Genomic DNA, 20,910 nt, shown 5'->3' on the forward strand with positions numbered 1-20,910 from the left:
CTGTGGGAGCAAGGCTTGCCCGCGATGGCGTCCTCAAGATTGCTATCGCGGGCAAGCCTTGCTCCCACAGGCGGCTGCTACCCCTCAGATCAAACCGTATCCACCTTCAACGAATGGTCGTTCAACATTCCGTTGATAATGGTCGCCGTGTCATGCCCCCCAGCCACTACACCACCCGCCCCCGGCGTAACGCCGTAATGACTGGCGAGGTTGACGCCGGCCAGGTCGATGGTCTGGTTCGGCGTGGCGCCGGCCATGGCGCTGACGTCGATGCTGGTGAGTACCGAGGCGCCGCTGCCGATGACCTTGAAGTGCAAGTAATCATCCAGTGAGGCTGTCGTTCCGTTCTCACCTTGCAGCAGTTGCGACAGGTCAAGCTTGTCGGTGCCTGGGGTGAAATCGGTGACCACGTCATGCCCGGAGTTGCCTTTAAGCCACTGGAAGGTATCCGCGCCAGCACCACCGGTGAGGGTGTTGTTGCCCAGGCCGCCGATCAGGAAGTCATCGCCGCCACCGCCGTTGAGGACGTCGTTGCCCAGGCCGCCAGTGATGACGTTGCTGTTATTGTCTCCCGTCAGGCTGTCATTGAAGTTGGAGCCCACCAGGTTCTCGATCCCGGTCAGGGTATCGGTTCCCGCACCTCCGGTGTTTTGCGGGGCAAGCAGGCTGAGGTCGACGGTGACGCCGCTGGCGGCATGGGCGTAACTGGCGGTGTCGATACCGCTGCCGCCATCCAGGAGGTCGTTGCCAATGCCGCTGAACAGCAGGTCATTGCCAGCGCCGCCGTGCAGCTCGTTGTTGCCAGTGCCCGCAGTCAACACGTCGTTGCCGTCGCCGGCATTGAGGATGTTGTTGCCGGTACCGGCCACCAGTACGTCATCGCCCGCCGTGCCGGTGAGGGTGTGGCCGTCCTGATAACTGATCGTCACGTTCGCCGCGTCACTGCCGCCATGGGTGTCGTTGGCGGTGTAGGCGCCGTGGAAGTCCGGCGTGATGTCATGCGCACCGGCGTAGTTGACTGTCATGGTCAGCTGGTAGTTTTCGGCATTGTTGGTGCCGCTGCCACTGGTGTTGGTGATGTTGGTGACATGGATCTGGTAGGTGCCATCGGCCGCTGCCGTGATGGTCCCACCGTCGGCAATGGTGACGAACGCACCGCCATTGAGCGAGTACTCCATAGTGACGTGACCCGCCGCCAGGTTGTGATCCAGATTGAGGGTCTCGCCCTCTTTGAGTTTCACGGTGATCAGGTCTTCATCGTTGGCGTTGGACGTGGTGACGCCGCCCAGATAGCCGCTGATCACCAGCACTGCGGTCATGGCTGCGGTGTTGGCCGCGAAGGATGAACGCACATCCGCGAGGTTCTGGTTAGCAGCGTTGTTGCCGGTACCCTTGAAGTTGATCGCACCTGTGCCGACGAAGTCAGCACCCTTGGCCACCCATGCGGTGTTGAAGGTGGTCGGTGCTGCGGTCAGCTGATCGCCTTCCGGATCAGTATCGTTGGCCAGCAGCAACTCGCCCGGTACCACGACGCTGCCTGACAGCACGTTGGTGATGACATGATCATCGCCGGCCACCGGTGCCCCGTTCGGAATAACCTTGACCACCAGGGTCGAGCTGGCCAGATCGCCGTCGTTGTCGCTGACGGTGAAGCCGATATTTTCCGTGATCAAAACCGAGGTGGCTTTCTGCGAGATGTAGTTGTACTCGCCGCTATCCAGATTGATGACCAGGGTGCCGCCGCCGTTGGTGGCGATACTCAGGGAGTTATCGGCGGTGTTGAACGTGCCGTGGTTGGCACCGCCGCTGAAGTTCAGCGAACCCTGGTTACCCAGCGCTTTGGGGTCGTAGGTGTAGGTGGTGCCATCGACCACGATGGTCTTGATGAAACCGCCATCGGCACCAAAGGTTCCACCCTCCAGCAAAGTGCCCGTGACCGGCGCGCCCTGCACGGTGCCCGAAAGCACGGAGTTGAGCTGGTTGAGGTCGGTGACCACCACCGCGTTGGTGTTGGTGTGGGTACTGCCGTCGTAGGCCACCGGATCAAGGTTGGAATTGCTGACACCGCTGCCCAGGCCGATCGCGTAGTTCTTGATGCCGTTGGCGTCGAGGAAGGCTTTCAGAGCGACTTCATCCTGAGCACCAATGTCCTGCCCACTGGTGGGCTTGCCGTCCGAGAAGAAGTAACCGACGTTTTGCGCCCCGGTCAGTTTGCCCGAGGTGTTGAACGCGGTTTGCATCATGCTCACGGCAGCGTCGTAGTTGGTACCGCCGCCCGCTGTCAGGCCGGCGATGATCGACTTGGCCGTGGCCACATCGACCCAGACCGAAGTCTTGTCCGTTGCGGAGCTGCTGAAGGTGACAATCTGCACCTTCACATCGCCGAGGTCGTCGTACTTGTCGAGCAAGGCACTGATCGCCTGCTTGGCCAGGGCCAGGCGCGACAGACCGGGTACGCCGGATGCGTCGGCCATACTGCCGGACACGTCGATGACCAACAACAGGTTGGAATCGATTTCCACCGCCGCCACCGAGCGGTCCGAAGCGACCGCCTTGGGCACGTCATCGACAATGTTCACCACGATGGTGCTGGTGGTGCTGTTGCCCAGCGCATCGGTGGCCTTGTAGGTGAAGCTTTCGCTCAGGGTGTTCGGCCCATCGTTGGCGTTCGGTGCGGTTTTCGGCGCCGAGGTCAGGGTGTAGGTGTAGGTGCCGTCGGCATTGAGCAGCATCTGCCCATAGGCCCCGGTGCCGTTGCTGACCAGGGTGTAGGTAATCGCGCCGCTAGCTCCGGTGACCGAGCCCACGAGTGTGCCGGTGGAGGTTTCGCCGGTGTGGCCCGGGTCGCTGCCGACGACCGTGCCGGCCGCGAGATCCTGACCATCCTTGCTCAGGTCCAGGGCTTTTTCGTAGACCGTCACGTCGGTGTCGGTGGCCGCCAGGAGCTTGCTGTTGCACACATCAATAGTGATGGTGGTGGTGCTTTCATCGCCATCGGCGTCGCGTACGGTGTAGGTGAAGACATCAGTGGCACCCGGTGTGCCCACGGAGTCAGGCCGGCTGTGATAGGTCGCATTGCCGTTGGCATCCAGGGTCAGGTAACCGTAGGTGCCGTTGATGTTGGTATTGAGCCCGCCGCTGGCCGAGGTTGAGGTGTCGCTGCCCGCGCGCACGCCGACCACTGCCCCTGTTGTCGCCGGGCCGTCGGAGCCCGCGATGTCGTTGGCGAGCACATTGCTGCTGACCGTCCCGCCTTCTTGCACATGACTGGAGTCCGGTTTTGCGCTCGGCAAGTCATCGATGATGTTGACGTTGATCTGGCCCGACGCAGTGCTGCCGTCGTTGTCGAAGGCCACCACATTGAAGTTCTCGGCGATGCTGTTGGCGCCATTGGCCGTTGGATGGGTCTCGCTGCCGACCAAAGTGTAGCTGTAGCTGAGTACGCCAGTGGTGGTATCAAAACCGGTGATGGTCAGGAAGTTACCCAGCGGGGTGACTACGGTGTGCGGCAAACCGACCACTGCTCCGTTGTCCACCACCGCGTAGCCACCCACGACCAGGGAATTCAGGCCGTCGAGCGCCGTTACGGTGAAAGTGCCGGATTGAGTCAGCGCCGGTGCGTCGGGGTTGGTGCCCCAGCCGAGGTTTTTCTCGTAGACGGTCAGTTCGCCGCCGTTGACTTCCAGGCCATTGAGATAGACCGGGTCGTTGTTGTTATGGATCTGCAGCACCAGGTTCGCCGTGCTGGTATCGCCGTCGGCATCAGTGAGGGTGTAGGCGAACGTTTCCGTGCCGTTGCCGCCGCCGTGCAGCGCCTTGAAGTCCGCATCGCTGGTGTTCAGCGTATAGGTGTAGGTGCCATTGGCGTTCAGCACCAGGGTGCCGTAGGTGCCGGTGAACGTACCGGGAGTGATCGGGCCGGCGTTCGGACCGGTCGCCACAGTGTCAGCGCCTTGCACGTCGTTGGTCAGGACATTGCCATCGAGGGTCAGGCGGGTTTCCGACGCAGTGTTCGCGTTGCTGTCGTTCACCGCCTTGGGCACGTCGTCGACGATGTTCACCACGATGGTGCTGGTAGTGATATTGCCGAGGGAATCGGTTGCCTGGTAGGTAAAGGTTTCGCTCAGCGTATTCGCGCCGTCGTTGGCGTGCGGGGTGGTACTCGCCGGCGAAGTCAGGGTGTAGGTGTAGGTGCCGTCGGCATTGAGCTGGAGCTGCCCGTAATTGCCTGCGGCACTGCCCACCAGGGCGTAGGTAATCGCACCCACGGCGCCGGTGACCGAGCCGACCAGCGTGCCGGAAGCGGTCTCGCCAGTGTTGCTCGGGTCGCTGCCCGCGACGGTACCTGCCGCCAGGTCCTGGCCGTCTTTGCTCAGGTCGAGGGCTTTTTCGTAGACCGTCACATCGGTGTCGGACACCGCCTTGATGCTGCTGTTGTAGACATCGATGGTGATGGTGGTGGTGCTTTCATCACCGTCGGCATCGCGCACGGTGTAGGTGAATACGTCGGTGGCGCCTGGCCCGCTGACGGCGTTCGGATTGCTGTGATAGGTCGCGTTGCCGTTGGCGTCCAGGGTCAGGTAACCGTAGGTACCATTGATGTTGCTGTTGAGGCCGCCAATGGCCGAGGTCGAAGTGTCGCTACCCCCGCGCACGCCCACCACTGCCCCGGTTGCCGCCGGACCGTCGGAACCGGCGATGTCGTTGTCGAGCACATTGCCGCTGACTGTCCCGCCTTCCTGCACATGATCGACGTCCGGTTTGGCACTCGGCAAATCATCGACGATGTTGACGTTGAGCTGGCCCGACGCCGAGCTGCCATCGGTATCGAATGCCACTACGTTGAAGTTTTCGACGATGTTGTTGGCGCCATCGGCCGTTGGATGGTTTTCGCTGCCCACCAGGGTGTAGCTGTAGCTGAGCACGCCTGTGGCGAAATCGAACCCGTTGATGGTCAGGAAATTACCCAGCGGGGTGACAATGGTGTGAGGCAAACCGACCACCGCGCCGTTGTCCACCACCGCGTAGCCACCGACGACCAGAGAGTTGAGGCCGTCGAGCGCGGTTACGGTGAATGTGCCGCTCTGGGTCAGCGCCGGTGCGTCAGGGTTGGTGCCCCAGCCGAGGTTTTTCTCGTAGACGGTCAGTTCACCGCCGTTGACTTCAAGGCCGTTGAGATAGACCTGATCGTTGTTGTTGTGGATCTGCAGCACCAGGTTTGCGGTGCTGGTATCGCCATCGGCATCGGTGAGGGTGTAGGCGAAGGTCTCAGTGCCGTTGCCGCCGCCTTGTAGCGCCTTGAAGTCGGCATCGCTGGTGTTCAGCGTGTAGGTGTAAGTGCCGTTCGCATTCAGCACCAGGGTGCCGTACACGCCAGTGAACGTGCCGGGGGTGATCGGGCCGGCGTTGTCGCCGGTCACTACGCGGTCAGCGCCCTGCACGTCGTTGGTCAGCACGTTGCCGTTGAGGGCCAGCAGGCTTTCCGAGGCGGTACCGGCGTTGCTGTCGTCCACGCCTTTGGGCAGGTCATCGACGATGTTGACGTCGAGACTGGCGTTGGCGGTGGTGCCGTTGTCGTCAACCACAGTGACAGCGAATTGCTCGGACAGACTGTTCGCGCCATTGGCCGTCGGATGAGCCTCGTTATCGGCCAAGGTATAGCTATAGCTGACCACACCGGTGGCGCTGTCAAACCCGGTGATGGTCAACGTGCTGCCCAGCGGGGTGACGATGGATTGCGGGAAGCCCGCGCTCACGCCGCCCACCACCACGTTGATGCCACCGACGCTGAGGGTTTGCACGCCGTCCAGCGCAGTGATGGTGAAGGCGCCGCTTTGGGTCAGAGCGGTGGCATTCGGCGCACTGCCGTCGCCAAGGTTTTGCTCGTAGACGGTCAGCTCGCCGCCGTTGACGTTGAGGCCGTCGATGGTCACTGGATCGTCGTTGTTATGGATCTGCAGCACGAGGTTGGCGGTGCTGGTATCGCCATCGGCATCGGTGATGGTGTAGGTGAAAGTTTCAGTGCCGTTGCCGCCGCCATGCAGTGCCTTGAAGTCGGCATCGCTGGTGGTCAGCGTGTAGGTATAGGTACCGTTGGCATTCAGCACCAGGGTGCCGTACACGCCAGTGAAAGTGCCGGGGGTGATCGGGCCGGCATTCTCGCCGGTCACTACCCGGTCAGCGCCTTGCACGTCATTGGTCAGTACGTTGCCGTTGAGGGTCAGCAGGCTTTCCGAAGCGGTGTTGGCGTTGCTGTCGTCCACACCTTTGGGCAGGTCATCGATGATGTTGACGTCGAGACTGGCGTTGGCGGTGGTGCCGTTGTCGTCGACCACGGTGACGGCGAATTGCTCGGAGAGCGTATTCGCGCCATTGGCCGTCGGATGAGCTTCGTTATCGGCCAGGGTGTAGCTGTAGCTGACCACGCCGGTCGCGCTGTCGTAGCCAGTGATGGTCAGCGTGCTGCCCAGTGGGGTGGTGATCGATTGCGGGAAGCCGGCGCTCACGCCTGCGGTCACCACGCTGATTCCGCCGATGTTCAGGCTCTGCACACCGTCGAGGGCGGTGATAGTCAGCGTGCCGTTTTGAGTCAGGGCTGCAGAATCCGGCGCACTGCCATCGCTGAGGTTTTTCTCGTAGACGGTCACTTCACCGCCAAACACGCCGAGGCCGCCAATGGTGATCGGATCATCGTTGTTGTGGATGTTCAGCACCAGGGTGGCCGTACTGGTATCGCCGTCGGAATCGGTCAGCGTGTAGACGAAGTTTTCCGTGCCATTGCCGCCGCCGTGCAGCGCCTTGAAGTCCGGGTCATTGGTGTTCAGCGTGTAGGTGTAGGTGCCGTTCGGGTTGAGCACCAGGGTGCCGTAGGTACCGGTGAAAGTCCCACCGATGACCGGCCCGCTATTGGGTCCGGTGGGGATACGGTCGGCGCCTTGAGTGTCATTGGGCAGCACGCTGCCGGTCAGGGTCAGCAGGGTTTCCGAGGCGGTATTGGCGTTGCTGTCGTCGACCGCTTTCGGCGCATCGTCGGTGATGTTGATGTCCAGGGAACCGGTGGCGGTGTCGCCATTGGTGTCGCCGGCCACCACGGTGAACTGTTCGCTGAGAGTGGTGCCATCACCCGCCGAATGGGTGTCGTTGCCGTTGAGGGTGTAGCTGTAGCTCACCACGCCGGTGGCCGGGTTGTAACCGGTGATCGTCAGGGTATTACCCAGCTGGGTGGTGATCGATTGCGGCAAGCCCGAGGCTACGCCGCCGCTGAATACGCTGATGCCGCCCACGTTCAGATTCAGCAGGCCATCGGGCGCCGTCACGGTGAAAGTGCCGTTCTGGGTCAGCGCTGCGGGATTACTGACAGTACCGTTCGGCAGGTTGGCTTCGTTGAACGTCAGCTCGCCGCCGGTAGTATCGAGGCCGCCCAGGGTGACGGGATTGTTCACCACTGGTGGGGCCACTACTGGCGGGACCAACACTGGAGGCAGCTCTAAGGGCGGCGTGACGTCTGCGAGATTGTTATCCGGATCGTTGAAAATACGCTCCAGCGGAAATTCCGGAATGCCGTTGAAGCCGGCCGTCGGGAAACCTATGTTCGGGTCGACCCGGCCACCCACTTCTTCGAGCAGGACAAAACTGTGACCGCCGCCCAGTGCGCCGGAAGCGTTGCTGCCGCCAGGTCCCGCCGCAGTGGCTTCGCCGGTTTGCGTCGGGTCATCGCCGGCGGCAATGGCTCTTTGCAGTTTTTCGACATCGGTCAGCTGCGCTTCGCTCGGCGTGATGATTTCAGGCGAGTCTGCATGGGGCGCCTGATGCGCGAGCAATTGCGAAGTCATCTGCAGGCTGCTGTCGCGCCCGAGCGTCAACTCCTGGCCATTTTGCAACTTCACCGCCACCGCCCCTTCGGCCCCGGTGACCAGTTGATCGCCGGCAAACAACCGATCGCCTTCGACCAGTGCGCGTCGGGTGCCGTCACCCGCTACAGCAACTACCTGACCAATGACCTTGGTAACGATACCGATGAGAGTAGCCATATGCATTTCCTCCGCTGCCAAGCGCTGCCGGCAACCAATTTTTTGCGAGGAGAATGCCAATGGATAAAGGCAGGTGCCGGGCGGACCATCTACCGGGCAAACGTGCTTTCACCGGGTTTTCCCCGGGTGAAACCGCCGCCCTGGCGACATTCTCGCCAAGCCTGTCGCTTGCGGGTGACCAGCGCCTGATTCGGACAACCCCAATACATTCAATGGCTTTGGGCTACTAATCAGCGAAAATGATCACTTGCCAGCGATGCGTAACAGTCCTGAACCAGCAAAGTGACAAAAAAACGTCACCCCCAAACTGCCCCGCCTCCTTCCCCTCCAGCACTCCCTCGTCCCGTGTCGATAAATGGATGGAACTTTCGATTTGCCCTTGCAAGCTCCCTAGGGCTCGTAATACAAGGGCTCACGAGTGCACAATGTGCTGGATTTTTCAGAGCTCATAAGTTTTTTTTGGCATAACAGATATGAGAAATATTTCTTAGCTTTGCTCTAGAATGTTCTTAGCTCTGTTGTTACAAGCTTGAAACGGTTTTCACTATAAATGCCGTCAAATATTTGGCGACTGATAAGCATCATTAGGAATACAGGGAGAAGTACCCATGCGCGTTTTAACCCCCCTCTGCAGCGCGATATTGCTGGCAATGGCTTGCACGTCACCGGCCCAGGCCATGTCCCTGACCGAGGCGATCCAAAGCACTATCGCTACTCACCCGGAACTTGCCTCGCGCGTGGACGCGCGGCTGTCCGCGGATGAAGAAGTGAAAATCGCCAAAGGGGGCTTCTATCCATCTGTCGATCTGAACGCCTCTTACGGCCGTGGCTACAGCGATAACACCAGCACCCGCGCTCAGGGCAATCACCACACGGAGATCCTGACCTACACCCAGTCGGAACTGCGCCTGCGGCAGATGCTGTTTGACGGTTTCAACACTGCCAACGAAGTAGAGCGCACCAAGGGTGTGGTCAACTCCCGCGCCTATTACGCCCAGGGCACCGCCCAGGACCTGGCACTGCGCACCATCGAGGTCTACCTCGAAGTGCTCAAGCGCCGCGAACTGGTGACCCTGGCCACCAACAATTTGCAGGCTCACCTGCGGGTCAACGACCAGATCGGCCTGCGTACCCAGCGCGGGATCGGCAGCACCGCTGACGCCGACCAGTCCACCGCTCGCCGGGCACTGGCGCAGAACAACCTGGACACCGCCGAAGTCGATCTGGCCGATGCCGAATCGAATTTCTTTGCCGTGGTAGGTCGCATGCCGGATGAGCTGGAAACCCTGCCGTCGATTCGCGGCGAGTTGCCCGCCACCCTGCCGGAAGCCCAGCAGAGCATGGTGGAGAACAACCCTTACCTGAAATCCGCCCAGGCTGACGTACAGTCTGCCGAGAGCCAGTACGAAGTCGCCAAGTCGCCGTTCTTCCCACGTTTCGATGCCGAAGCAGCGGTGGGCGCGAACAACAACGTGCAGGGCGATGAAGGCCACGACAACGAGTGGCGTGTCGGCATTGTGATGAACTACAACCTGTTCCGCGGCGGCAGCGACAAGGCCCGCCTGCAGTCCAATGCGCACCAGATCAACCAGGCCATGGACATCCGCAACAACGCCCTGCGCCAGCTCAACGAGAACATCCACCTGGCCTGGAACGCCATGCTCAACGCGAAGAAGCAGACGCCGACCGCCCGCGAGTATGCCGAAACTACCAAACGCGTACGTGCGGCCTATCAGGACCAGTTCGGCCTCGGCCAGCGCACCCTGCTTGACGTGCTCGACAGTGAAAACGAGCTGTACAACGCCAACCGTCGCTACACCGAGGTTCGCTACACTGAGGAATACTCGATGTACCGCATCCTGTCGAACATGGGTGAGTTGCTGAGCAAACAACGCGTGGTGCTGCCTGCCGATGCGATTGCCAAGAGCGAAGTCAAGAGCGAAGCCCGGTTGCCTGAGCTGAGGTAAACGCTGCGGCGTAGGAGCTGCCGCAGGCTGCGATCTTTTGATGTTTTTTTAGAATCAAGATCAACAGATCGCAGCCTGCGGCAGCTCCTACACGGTGTGTAGTGGTGATGTGTGGCAGCCCGTTCAACTGGAGCGATCAATGTGACCAGCATGGAAACCGGCAACACCGGTGTCGATCCGCGTCTTGGCTTCGACGACCCGCTACTCGACGGGCTCTTGATCCTCTGCAAGCTCCACGGCGCGACGGTCAGTCGCGCCAGCCTGAGTGCCGGGCTGCCCCTCAACAAACAGCGCCTGAGCCTGGACCTGCTGCCCCGCGCAGCAGCCCGGGCCGGTTTGCAGGCGCGTGTGCTGCGCCGGGAACTGGCGGATATTTCCTCTCTGAACCTCCCCGTGATGCTGATGCTCGGCAATGGCCGCACGGCCATTCTGCGACGTCTGGGCGACGACGGCCGCCTGCTGATTTTGCCCAGCGAGGCCGACGGCGGTGAGCAATGGGTCAGCCGTGAAGAACTGACCGAAAATTACAGTGGCCAGGCGTTGTTCGCCCGGCCGCGCCATGAACTCGAAGACCTGCGCTCACCCCTGGTGCCGCGTGTGGAGGCCTGGTTTCGCGACACCCTGAAACTGTCGAAATGGCTCTACAGCGATGCGATCCTGGCGAGCTTCCTGATCAACCTGCTGGGCTTGATGGTGCCGCTGTTCGTCATGCAGACCTACGACCGGGTCGTGCCGAACCAGGCCACCTCGACCCTGTGGGTTCTGTCCATCGGCTTGCTGATCGGCACCGGTTTCGAACTGGTGCTGCGGGTAGTCCGCGCGCACTTGCTGGACACCGCCGGGAAGAAAACCGACGTGATTCTCTCGGCCACGCTGTTCGAACGCATCACCGGCATGTCGATGAAAGCCCGCCCCGCCACCATCGGCGGCTTCGCCCAGAGCATTCATGACTTCCAGGGCCTGCGTGAATTTCTCACTGCGGTGACCCTTACCAGCCTGATTGACCTGCCTTTCGCCGTGCTGATGCTGGTGGTGATCGGCCTGCTTGGCGGCTGGCTGGTGGTGATTCCGCTGCTGGCATTCCCGATCACGATCATCTTCGCCATGATCATCCAGGTGCGCCTGCGCGACACCGTGCAAAAAAGCCTGTCCCTGGGTGCAGAGCGCCAGGCCTTGCTGATTGAAACCCTCGGCGGCCTGGAGACCCTCAAGGCCTGCAGCGCCGAAAGCGAGCGCCAGCACAAATGGGAAACCACCCACGGCGCCCTCACCCGCCTCGACAGCCATGCGCGCAACCTTTCCGCGCTGGCCACCAACGGCACGCTGTTCATCCAGCAGTTCTCCGGCATGGCGACCATCGTCGCCGGGGTCTACAGCATCATCGCCGGCAACCTCAGCGTCGGTGCGCTGGTGGCGACCTACATGCTCGGCAGCCGTGTCCTGGCGCCGCTGGGGCAGATCGCCGGCTTGATCACTCGTTACCAGCAAGCACAGCTGACGATGAAAAGTACCGATGCGCTGATGGGCCTGCCCCAGGAGCGCGACGCCAAACAGCGGCCACTGGAGCGCACGCAACTGCAAGGCGCCCTCGAAGTCAGCGGCGTGACCTTTCATTACAACGGCCAGAATGCCCCGGCGCTGCACAACGTCAGTTTCAGCATGAAGCCCGGCGAGCGCATCGGCATCATCGGCCGCAGCGGCTCGGGCAAAAGCACCCTGGCGCGCTTGGTCATGGGTTTCTATACCCCGGAGGAAGGCCAGTTGCTGCTCGACGGCCTGGACCTGCGCCAACTCGACGTCGCCGACTTGCGCCAGCAGATCGGCTACGTTGCGCATGACCTGCCGCTGCTGGCTGGCAGCCTGCGCGACAACCTGACCCTGGGCGCCCGCTACATCAGTGACTCGCGGATGCTTGAAGTGGCGGAACTCACTGGCGTCACCGAACTGGCCCGCCAGCACCCGCAGGGTTTCGACCGCCCGGTGGGTGAACGCGGACAATTGCTTTCCGGTGGCCAGCGCCAGGCCGTGCTGCTCGCCCGGGCCTTGTTGCTCGACCCGCCGATCATGCTGCTCGACGAACCGACCAGCGCCATGGACAACAGCAGCGAAGATGTCCTGCGGCAAAAACTGCATGGCTGGGTCCAGGGCAAGACCCTGCTGCTGGTCACCCACCGCACCTCGATGCTCAGCCTGGTGGATCGGCTGGTGGTGCTGGACAACGGACGGATCGTCGCCGACGGTCCGAAAGAAGCGGTCATCGATGCGCTGCGCAAGGGCCGTGTCGGCTCGGCAGCGGTCTAGGAGTTGCCCATGGCCCGTTCATCTTCCGACTCCTCCGATTCGCAGAAACGTGGATATTTCGGCAGCTTCAAGAAAAGCGCCGAGAGCGAGTTCATGCCCGAGACTGCGGGGGCCACCTTGCAGGACTCGCCGCGCTGGTCGCGGATTACCGTGTGGCTGGCCGCCGGGCTGATTGTCAGCGCGGTGGTCTGGGCCAAATTCGCTGTGCTGCAGGAAGTCACCATGGGCGAAGGCAAGGCGATTCCGTCGAGCAAGGTCCAGGTGATTCAAAACCTGGAAGGCGGCATCGTCACCGAGATCTTTGTTCGCGAGGGGCAAATGGTCAACAAGGGCGACACCTTGCTGCGCCTGGATGACACGCGCTTTCTATCGAACAAGGGTGAAAGCGAGGCGGACCGGTATGCCTTGACCGCCCAGGTCGAACGCCTGTCTGCCGAGGCCGAAGGACGGCCGTTCAAGCTGTCGCCCGAAGTGATTGCCAAGGCCCCGCAAGTGGCCGAGGACGAACGCTCACTCTTTGAACAACGGCAGCGTCGGCTGGCCAGTGAACAGCGCACGCTCAGCGAACAACTTCGGCAAAAAACCCAGGAATTGGCGGAATTCCGTTCCAAACAGGGGCAATTCAGCTCCAGCCTGGCATTGCTGCAGCAAGAGATGAACATGTCGGCGCCACTGGTGGGTACCGGCGCGGTGTCGCCGGTGGAAATCCTCCGGCTGAAGCGTAGCGCCGTGGAAATTCGTGGCTCGTTGAATGCCACGACCCTGGCCATCCCACGCGCAGAGTCGGCGATCGCCGAGATCAAGAGCAAGATCGACGAGTCCGAACAGTCCTTCCGTTCGGACGCCGCCAAGGAGCTCAACGAGAAACGCACCGACCTGTCGAAAATCACTGCGTCGAGCATCGCCATTGATGATCGGGTCACCCGCACTACGGTAGTGTCGCCGGTGCACGGGATTATCAAGGTGCTGAAGGTCAACACCATCGGCGGTGTGGTCCAGCCAGGCAGTGACATGGTGGAAATTGTGCCGCTGGAAGACAACCTGCTGATCGAAGCCAAGGTCCGCCCGCAGGACGTGGCGTTCCTGCATCCGGGGCAGAAGGCGATGGTCAAGTTCAGCGCCTACGACTACACGATTTATGGCGGGTTGAGCGCGAAGCTGGAGTTGATCGGCGCGGATACCATTACTGATGACAAGGGCAACAGCTTTTATCTGATCCAGGTGCGCACCGACAAGAACCACCTGGGCGGGGATGCCAAGCCACTGCTGATCATTCCGGGGATGGTGGCGACGGTGGATATCATTACGGGGGAGAAGAGTGTGCTGGATTATCTGCTCAAGCCGGTGTTGAAGGCGCGGACTGAGGCCATGCGCGAGCGGTAGGTTCTGGCTTGAAGTTGTGGTGGTTGGACTACCGCTATCGCGAGCAGGCTCACTCCTACAGGACTCGGTCAACTGTAGGAGTGAGCCTGCTCGCGATAGCGGTGGACCAGTCACCGCCTATTTCGGTCCATGGTTACGCAAATAAACCGCTTCCCCCATCGCCGCAATCTGCCCCTCGATCAGTGCTTCGAACGGCCGTAGCAACGGTTCAAAAGAGGTCGGTGCTTCAAGTGTCTGCAACGCCTGAACAATCGCCTCCACCGTCGACAACGCCCCCGACCCCGGTGCCTTGCGCAACCGGTACCGCGACACCCCACCCTCTGCCAGCGTCACCCGAGGCAACGCTGCCAGCAGCGGATTCAGGTGCAGCATCTTGCGCGCCTTGCGCCAGGTGCCGTCCGGCACTACCAGCAACAACGGCCGATCGTCCACGACATAACCCTGCAACGTCTGCGCATCCTCGCCCGGATACAGCAGCCGTGCCCGATACCCCGGTTGATTCAACAGCGCAGGCAGATCCTCAAACACCTCACCGACGATCAGCTCGGCATTGCTCAGGCCCAACGCAGCCAGCCGCGCAGTATTCAGCGCGTGGTTCACTTCACTCGGATGCTGCAACACCAGCACCCGGGTGCGGCTGTCGAGGCTCGGGATCAACGGGCACAAGCAGTGGGTTTCAGGGCGCAGGCAGCGCGGGCATTGGGTTCTGGACATGATTTCAAGCCTGATTGAGCTGCGCTTTGAGCAAGTCGCGAAAAGTCTGGATCAGCGGTTCGCGGCTGCGGCCTCGGCGCACGATCATCGAAAATGGCGCCTGATAACCGAAGGTCGCCGGCAGCAGCACCCGCAGGTCGCCCTTGTCTGCCCAAGCCTGGGCGTAGTGCTCCGGCAGATAGCCGATGTAGGCGCCGGACAGCACCAGGATCAGTTGCGCCTCCATACTCTCCACGGTCGCGGCGCTGTGCTTGAAGCCGTGTCGCGCCAGCTCCGCCTGGCTCCAGTAACCGCGACCGACCATGCGCTGCTGGGTGATCACCTGCTCGGGAATGCGCCGCTCGGTGAACAGCGGATGCCGGCTGCTGCAGTACAGCCAGTGCTGCTCGCGGTACAGCGGCATATAGACCAGCCCGCTCATGCGCGTGGAAAATGCGCCGATGGCCAGGTCGAGGCGATTGTCCTGCACGCCGAGTTGCAGTTCGTAAGGGCTCATCACCGACAGGTGCAAATGCACGGCCGGGTGTTCCTGGCTGTAGGCGCCGATGGCTTCGGCGAACGGCAAGGCCTTGTCGCTGACCGTGGAGTCGATCACCCCCAGGTTCAGGGTGCCGCGCAACTCACCCTTGAGGGCCGCTGCGTATTGCTCGAACCCTTCGAGCTCGGCCAGGAGGCGCAGGGTTTCCTGGTGGAACAGTTCGCCTTTGCTGGTAAGGCTGAAGCCGCCACGCCCGCGATGGCACAGCACCAGGCCAAGGGCGGCTTCGAGCTGGCTCATGTAGGTGCTGATGGCCGACGTCGAGAGGTTGAGCTCTTGCTGGGCAGTGGCGAACCCCTGATGACGAACCACGCTGACGAAGATGCGCAGCAGTTTCAGGTCGGGTAAAGCGTTGGCCATGGGGCACTCCAGAAAACCGGCAAGATCATTCCCCTGTAGGAGCTGTCGAGTGAAACGAGGCTGCGATCTTTTGACGTTGATTTTTTAAGATCAAAAGATCGCAGCCTCGTTTCTCTCGGCAGCTCCTACGAGCAATGGTGTGATGGAACAAGTCTATCGCCAGCCCAACCATTAGTTTAGAAAAATCTGAACTAAGTATTTGTTCGTAGCGATTCTTCCCGGCCACTACATTTCGCAGAATCGGCGCCTGATACAGCTCCTAATATAAAAAAGATGAGGCCTGAACCCGTGGACAAGATTCTTCACCAACCACTGGGCGGCAACGAAATGCCGCGCTTCGGCGGCATCGCCACCATGATGCGACTCCCCCATTTGCCTACCGCTGCCGGTCTGGACGCTGCCTTTGTTGGCGTGCCACTGGACATCGGTACCTCCCTGCGTCCCGGTACCCGCTTCGGGCCTCGCGAAATCCGCGCTGAATCGGTGATGATCCGCCCGTACAACATGGCGACCGGCGCCGCGCCGTTCGATTCACTGTCGGTGGCCGACATTGGCGACGTGGCAATCAACACGTTCAACCTGCTGGACGCCGTACGGATCATCGAAGAATCTTACGACAACATTCTCGAACATGACGTGATCCCGCTGACCTTGGGCGGCGATCACACCATCACCCTGCCGATCCTGCGTGCCATCCATAAGAAACATGGCAAGGTCGGCCTGGTGCACATTGACGCCCACGCCGATGTGAACGATCACATGTTCGGCGAGAAAATCGCCCACGGCACCACTTTCCGTCGCGCCGTCGAGGAAGGCCTGCTGGACCCCGATCGCGTGGTGCAAATCGGCCTGCGCGCCCAGGGTTACACCGCCGACGACTTCAACTGGAGCCGCAAACAGGGGTTCCGTGTGGTCCAGGCCGAGGAGTGCTGGCATAAATCCCTCGCGCCGCTGATGGCTGAAGTCCGCGAGAAAGTCGGCGGTGGCCCGGTGTACCTGAGTTTCGACATCGACGGCATCGACCCAGCTTGGGCTCCGGGCACCGGCACCCCGGAAATCGGTGGCCTGACGACCATTCAGGCGATCGAGATCGTGCGTGGCTGCCAAGGTCTCGACCTGGTCGGTTGCGATCTGGTAGAAGTCTCGCCCGCCTACGACACCACCGGTAACACCTCGCTGCTGGCCGCCAACCTGCTGTACGAAATGCTCTGCGTACTGCCTGGCGTGGTTCATCGCTGAGGATCGGTCATGAACGAACGCGATCAAGTTTTGCAAGCTGCCGCCGATCTGGTGTCGGCCTTTGCCCGTAACGATCGCGAAGCCTACTTCGGCGCCTTCAGCGCCGATGCCAGCTTCGTCTTCTACACCCTCGAACAGCCGCTGCTGTCGCGCGACGCCTATCAGGCGTTGTGGGACAACTGGCGATCGCAGGATGGCTTCGAGGTGCTCTCGTGCACCTCGAACAACGCTTTTGTCAGCCTGCAGGGTGACGTGGCGATTTTTATCCATGACGTGGCCACCGAGCTGCGCATGCAAGGGGAGCAACACTTCAGCCAGGAGCGCGAGACGATTGTTTTCAAAAAACAGGCGTCTGGCCAAGAACAACAAGGCCATTGGCTGGCCTGCCACGAACATTTATCCGCGATGCCGGAAGGGCTGCCACCCCCTTAGCCAAACAGGTGACGCTCACACACGATGAGCGCGCCTTTATGATCGGAGCAGATCATGAATAACAACAACAACGAAAAAAGCCTTAGCAGCATCGAAACAAACGGAGTCGAACAGATCCCGGACCACGAACGCGACGCCCGTCCCGGCGACCTGTTTCGCCTGATCTTCGGCGGAGCCAACACCTTTGCTACCGCCGTACTCGGCAGTTTCCCGGTGCTGTTCGGCCTGTCCTTTCAGGCCGGTGTCTGGGCGATCGTGCTGGGCGTCGTGCTCGGCGCGCTGATCCTGGCGCCGATGGGCCTGTTCGGCCCGATCAATGGCACCAACAATGCCGTGTCCTCCGGGGCGCATTTCGGCGTGCACGGGCGAATTGTCGGTTCGTTCCTGTCACTGCTGACCGCCATCGCGTTTTTCTCGCTGTCGGTATGGAGCTCGGGGGATGCGTTGATCGGTGGCGCCAAGCGTCTGGTCGGCCTGCCGGAAACCGACCTGAGCCTGGGCCTGGCCTACGGCCTGTTCGCGATCCTGGTGCTGACCGTGTGCATCTATGGTTTTCGCTTCATGCTGTGGGTCAACCGCATCGCGGTATGGGCGGCCAGCGCACTGTTCCTGCTGGGCATCTTCGCCTTCGCCCCAACCTTCGACAGTCACTTCGCCGGCACCGTCGCCATGGGTCAGGCGGGTTTCTGGGCAGCCTTCATCGGCGCTGCACTGGTCGCCATGAGCAACCCGATTTCCTTCGGCGCGTTCCTGGGTGACTGGTCGCGGTACATCCCGCGCGAAACTCCGAAAGGCCGGATCATGTTCGCGGTGATCGCGGCACAACTCGCCACCCTGATCCCGTTCCTGTTCGGCCTCGCCACCGCCACCATCGTGGCCATCAAGGCGCCTGACTACATTGCAGCCAACAACTATGTCGGCGGCCTGCTCGCCGTTTCGCCGAGCTGGTTCTTCCTGCCGGTGTGCCTGATCGCGGTGATCGGCGGCATGTCCACGGGCACCACTTCGCTCTATGGCACCGGGCTGGACATGTCCAGCGTGTTTCCACGAGTGCTGTCCCGGGTCAAGGCCACGCTGCTGATCGGGGTGATGTCGATTGCCTTCATCTTCATCGGCCGCTTCGCCGCCAATCTGGTGCAGAGCGTGTCGACCTTCGCCGTGCTGATCATCACCTGCACCACGCCGTGGATGGTGATCATGATCATCGGCCTGGTGGTGCGTCGCGGCTTCTATTGCCCGGATGACCTGCAGGTGTTCACCCGCGGCGAAAAAGGTGGGCGCTACTGGTTTACCCACGGCTGGAACTGGCGCGGGCTGGGGGCGTGGATCCCGAGTGCACTGGTGGGTTTGTGCTTTGTGAACCTGCCCGGGCAATTCGTCGGCCCGCTGGGCAACCTCGCCGGCGGCATCGACATCAGCTTGCCAGTCACCCTGGGCCTGGCCTCGGTGGTGTACCTGGTGCTGCTGAGCCTGTTCCCGGAACCCAAGGCAGTGTTTGGCCCGGATGATTTGCGCAGCAAAGAGGCGAGCACCCTAGAAAAACCTGAAATTCGGCAGCCCGCCTGACACAGATCTACCTGTAGGAGTGAGCCTGCTCGCGATGACTGCGGCACATCCGGCATCGATGTGACTGCAAGACTGCTATCGCGAGCAGGCTCACTCCTACAGAGAGCAATACCACTTTTGTTTCACCATAAAAAAGACAATCGGAGACACGCCATCATGGCTTTGGATTTATTCGTCGTTCTCATATACGCCGCCGCGATGCTGGTCCTCGGCTACTTCGGCATGCGCAAGGCCAAGACCAACGAAGACTACCTGGTCGCCGGTCGCAACCTCGGCCCGACCCTGTACATGGGCACCATGGCGGCTACGGTCCTGGGTGGCGCGTCCACCGTCGGCACCGTGCGCCTGGGCTATGTCCACGGTATTTCCGGGTTCTGGTTGTGCGCGGCCCTGGGCTGCGGGATCGTGGCGTTGAACCTGTTCCTTGCCAAGCCGTTGCTCAAGCTGAAGATCTACACCGTTACCCAGGTCCTGGAAAAACGCTACAACCCGATGGCCCGCTCCGCCAGCGCAGCGATCATGCTGGCGTACGCGTTGATGATCGGCGTGACCTCGATTCTGGCGATCGGCACCGTGCTGCAAGTGCTGTTCGGCCTGCCCTTCTGGATCTCGGTGCTGCTCGGCGGCGGTGTGGTGGTGATTTACTCGGCGATCGGCGGCATGTGGTCCCTGACCCTGACCGACATCGTCCAGTTCGTGATCAAGACCGTCGGCCTGATGTTCATCCTGTTGCCCATCTGCCTGTACCGCGTCGGCGGTTGGGATGAGTTGGTGCTGAAACTGCCGGCGAGCGCCTTCAGCTTCACCACCATCGGCTGGGACACCATCATTACGTACTTCATGATCTACTTCTTCGGGATCCTGATCGGCCAGGACATCTGGCAGCGCGTGTTTACCGTCAAGAACGCGAAGATCGCCCAGTACGCTGGTACCTTCGCCGGTTTCTACTGCATCCTCTACGGCCTGGCCTGCGCCCTGATCGGCATGGCGGCCCACGTGCTCATTCCGGACCTGGACAACGTCAACAACGCCTTCGCCGCCATCGTCAAACTGTCCCTGCCGGACGGTATCCGTGGCCTGGTCATCGCTGCCGCACTGGCCGCCATGATGTCCACCGCGAGCGCCGGCCTGTTGGCTGCGTCGACCACCCTGACCGAAGACCTGCTGCCGAAACTGCGTGGCGGTAAACAGTCGAGCCTGCGCATCAACCGCCTGTTTACCCTGCTGACCGGTATCGCCGTACTCGGCATCGCCCTGGTGGTGAATGACGTAATCAGCGCCCTGACCCTGGCTTACAACCTGCTGGTGGGTGGCATGCTGATCCCGCTGATCGGCGCCATTTTCTGGAAACGCGCGACCACCGCCGGTGCTATCGCCAGCATGGGCCTGGGTTTTGCCACGGCACTGGTGTTCATGTTCAAGGATGGCCTGGATGCCAACACCCCGATCTATTACAGCCTGGGTGTCGGCCTGGTGAGCTTTGTGGTGGTCAGCCTGGCGTCCCGTCGCCCTTCGGTGGTGGCGAGCGCACTCTGATCCTGAAAAATGATCTGGCTTTTTCTTCGACGGGTGGGGCGTCGGTTGCCCCACCCGTTTTTTTTCGCCTGCAGAAAAGTCGCGGGCAAGACGAGCGGCAGCGTCGGTTGCTCTGTGGCCTGCTGTAATCAACGGGTGGGACAACAATAATTACCCCGCGAAGACCGACCATGAAAAGAGCCGCCGTACGCGCCGCCGTGCATCGCTTCATCAGCCGCCTGCTGGACAATCAGGACGACTTTGACGACAACTCAAGGCTCGATGAGCTGGGGTTGGACAAGGAGGATATCGAGGAGCTGATCTTCCATCTGGAGGATGAGCTGGGCTTGACTGCGTTTACCGGGGAGGAAGATGAAATGCTCAGGAATGCAAAAACGGCTAATGATTTAAGCCGTTTTTTGCTGGAGATTGGGCGGCATTAGACTGCCAGGCAAACTACACCATGGCATGGTGTATGACCTGTGGGAGCAAAGCTTGCTCGCGATCTGGTTGGAGCGCCGCGTGCGTCATGGATGGCCGCGTTATCGTTGGCGACAATCGCGAGCAAGCTTTGCTCCCACAGCAAGCATCGCTCCCGGAGCTCCCGGAGCTCCCGGAGCACCTACCGGCGGCGCGGCTGGCGGCGGCGCTCGTCGTCTGTACGGATAGGCACAGGTTGCATAGGCGGTTCAATCAAGCCGAGTGCGACACCCAGGTCGTGCAGCCAGTTTTGAATTTTCTCTTTCATGGTGCCCCCTTCAGGGTAGTGCCGAGCGACCGGAATTCTGAAGTCGCTTCGCACTGATAATAGTCCGAAGTCCTACGCAATGCTCGGCAAATGAAGCAATGATCTGTTACTGAATTG

At 61.2% G+C, this 20,910-nt stretch carries 12 protein-coding genes; 8 read left to right on the forward strand and 4 right to left on the reverse strand.

Features of this window, described 5'->3' with window-relative positions; genetic code table 11:
- Positions 1 to 89: 89 nt before the first annotated feature.
- Complete coding sequence (locus ACYZTK_RS08150; RefSeq protein ID WP_462013957.1) at positions 90 to 8,030, reverse strand: retention module-containing protein; 7,941 nt, start codon at positions 8,028 to 8,030, stop codon at positions 90 to 92.
- Positions 8,031 to 8,638: 608 nt separating this feature from the next.
- On the opposite strand from ACYZTK_RS08150, the gene ACYZTK_RS08155 reads away from it, so the two are divergent.
- The 3 genes from ACYZTK_RS08155 to ACYZTK_RS08165 all read left to right on the forward strand — a co-directional run bounded on the left by ACYZTK_RS08155 (position 8,639) and on the right by ACYZTK_RS08165 (position 13,681).
- Positions 8,639 to 9,997 carry a TolC family outer membrane protein gene (locus tag ACYZTK_RS08155; protein WP_462013958.1) on the forward strand — a complete coding sequence of 453 codons (1,359 nt, stop codon included), beginning with the start codon at positions 8,639 to 8,641 and terminating at the stop codon, positions 9,995 to 9,997.
- A gap of 141 nt (positions 9,998 to 10,138) precedes the next feature.
- Complete coding sequence (locus ACYZTK_RS08160; protein ID WP_462013959.1) at positions 10,139 to 12,298, forward strand: type I secretion system permease/ATPase; 2,160 nt, start codon at positions 10,139 to 10,141, stop codon at positions 12,296 to 12,298.
- A 9-nt stretch (positions 12,299 to 12,307) separates the two neighbouring features.
- Positions 12,308 to 13,681: an HlyD family type I secretion periplasmic adaptor subunit gene (locus ACYZTK_RS08165; RefSeq protein ID WP_462013960.1), complete on the forward strand. Its 1,374-nt coding sequence runs from the start codon at positions 12,308 to 12,310 to the stop codon at positions 13,679 to 13,681.
- Positions 13,682 to 13,798: 117 nt separating this feature from the next.
- Here the strand turns inward: ACYZTK_RS08165 and ACYZTK_RS08170 are convergent, their stop codons facing one another.
- Both ACYZTK_RS08170 and ACYZTK_RS08175 read right to left on the reverse strand, forming a co-directional pair.
- Entirely contained in the window at positions 13,799 to 14,395 is a 597-nt protein-coding gene (locus ACYZTK_RS08170; RefSeq protein ID WP_462013961.1) for a tRNA-uridine aminocarboxypropyltransferase, read from the reverse strand.
- 4 nt (positions 14,396 to 14,399) lie between these two features.
- A complete protein-coding gene (locus ACYZTK_RS08175) occupies positions 14,400 to 15,293 on the reverse strand; it encodes a LysR family transcriptional regulator (protein ID WP_045058685.1) in 894 nt (297 codons plus the stop codon).
- Positions 15,294 to 15,581: 288 nt separating this feature from the next.
- Between ACYZTK_RS08175 and speB the strand changes: the two genes are divergently transcribed.
- From speB to ACYZTK_RS08200, 5 genes are all read left to right on the forward strand, one after another.
- Positions 15,582 to 16,532 carry an agmatinase gene (speB, locus tag ACYZTK_RS08180; protein ID WP_162436868.1) on the forward strand — a complete coding sequence of 317 codons (951 nt, stop codon included), beginning with the start codon at positions 15,582 to 15,584 and terminating at the stop codon, positions 16,530 to 16,532.
- Between the two features lie 9 nt (positions 16,533 to 16,541).
- Positions 16,542 to 16,964 carry a YybH family protein gene (locus ACYZTK_RS08185; protein ID WP_462013962.1) on the forward strand — a complete coding sequence of 141 codons (423 nt, stop codon included), beginning with the start codon at positions 16,542 to 16,544 and terminating at the stop codon, positions 16,962 to 16,964.
- Positions 16,965 to 17,018: 54 nt separating this feature from the next.
- Complete coding sequence (locus tag ACYZTK_RS08190) at positions 17,019 to 18,530, forward strand: purine-cytosine permease family protein (protein ID WP_462013963.1); 1,512 nt, start codon at positions 17,019 to 17,021, stop codon at positions 18,528 to 18,530.
- 156 nt (positions 18,531 to 18,686) lie between these two features.
- Complete coding sequence (locus ACYZTK_RS08195; RefSeq protein WP_462013964.1) at positions 18,687 to 20,066, forward strand: sodium:solute symporter family protein; 1,380 nt, start codon at positions 18,687 to 18,689, stop codon at positions 20,064 to 20,066.
- Between the two features lie 170 nt (positions 20,067 to 20,236).
- On the forward strand, positions 20,237 to 20,488 hold the full coding sequence (locus ACYZTK_RS08200; RefSeq protein WP_462013965.1) for an acyl carrier protein: 252 nt from the start codon (positions 20,237 to 20,239) through the stop codon (positions 20,486 to 20,488).
- 179 nt (positions 20,489 to 20,667) lie between these two features.
- Here the strand turns inward: ACYZTK_RS08200 and ACYZTK_RS08205 are convergent, their stop codons facing one another.
- Positions 20,668 to 20,793: a PA1414 family protein gene (locus ACYZTK_RS08205; RefSeq protein WP_462013966.1), complete on the reverse strand. Its 126-nt coding sequence runs from the start codon at positions 20,791 to 20,793 to the stop codon at positions 20,668 to 20,670.
- Positions 20,794 to 20,910: the final 117 nt, after the last annotated feature.

Source organism: Pseudomonas sp. LB3P31, from assembly GCF_054897945.1.

Excerpts from the sequence above, each read along its gene's own strand:
- ACYZTK_RS08175 (WP_045058685.1), bottom strand. The coding sequence starts at position 15,293 with ATGGCCAACGCTTTACCCGACCTGAAACTGCTGCGCATCTTCGTCAGC.
- ACYZTK_RS08185 (WP_462013962.1), top strand. The coding sequence starts at position 16,542 with ATGAACGAACGCGATCAAGTTTTGCAAGCTGCCGCCGATCTGGTGTCG.
- ACYZTK_RS08150 (WP_462013957.1), bottom strand. The coding sequence starts at position 8,030 with ATGGCTACTCTCATCGGTATCGTTACCAAGGTCATTGGTCAGGTAGTT.
- ACYZTK_RS08170 (WP_462013961.1), bottom strand. The coding sequence starts at position 14,395 with ATGTCCAGAACCCAATGCCCGCGCTGCCTGCGCCCTGAAACCCACTGC.
- ACYZTK_RS08200 (WP_462013965.1), top strand. The coding sequence starts at position 20,237 with ATGAAAAGAGCCGCCGTACGCGCCGCCGTGCATCGCTTCATCAGCCGC.
- ACYZTK_RS08205 (WP_462013966.1), bottom strand. The coding sequence starts at position 20,793 with ATGAAAGAGAAAATTCAAAACTGGCTGCACGACCTGGGTGTCGCACTC.
- ACYZTK_RS08155 (WP_462013958.1), top strand. The coding sequence starts at position 8,639 with ATGCGCGTTTTAACCCCCCTCTGCAGCGCGATATTGCTGGCAATGGCT.
- ACYZTK_RS08165 (WP_462013960.1), top strand. The coding sequence starts at position 12,308 with ATGGCCCGTTCATCTTCCGACTCCTCCGATTCGCAGAAACGTGGATAT.
- ACYZTK_RS08190 (WP_462013963.1), top strand. The coding sequence starts at position 17,019 with ATGAATAACAACAACAACGAAAAAAGCCTTAGCAGCATCGAAACAAAC.
- ACYZTK_RS08195 (WP_462013964.1), top strand. The coding sequence starts at position 18,687 with ATGGCTTTGGATTTATTCGTCGTTCTCATATACGCCGCCGCGATGCTG.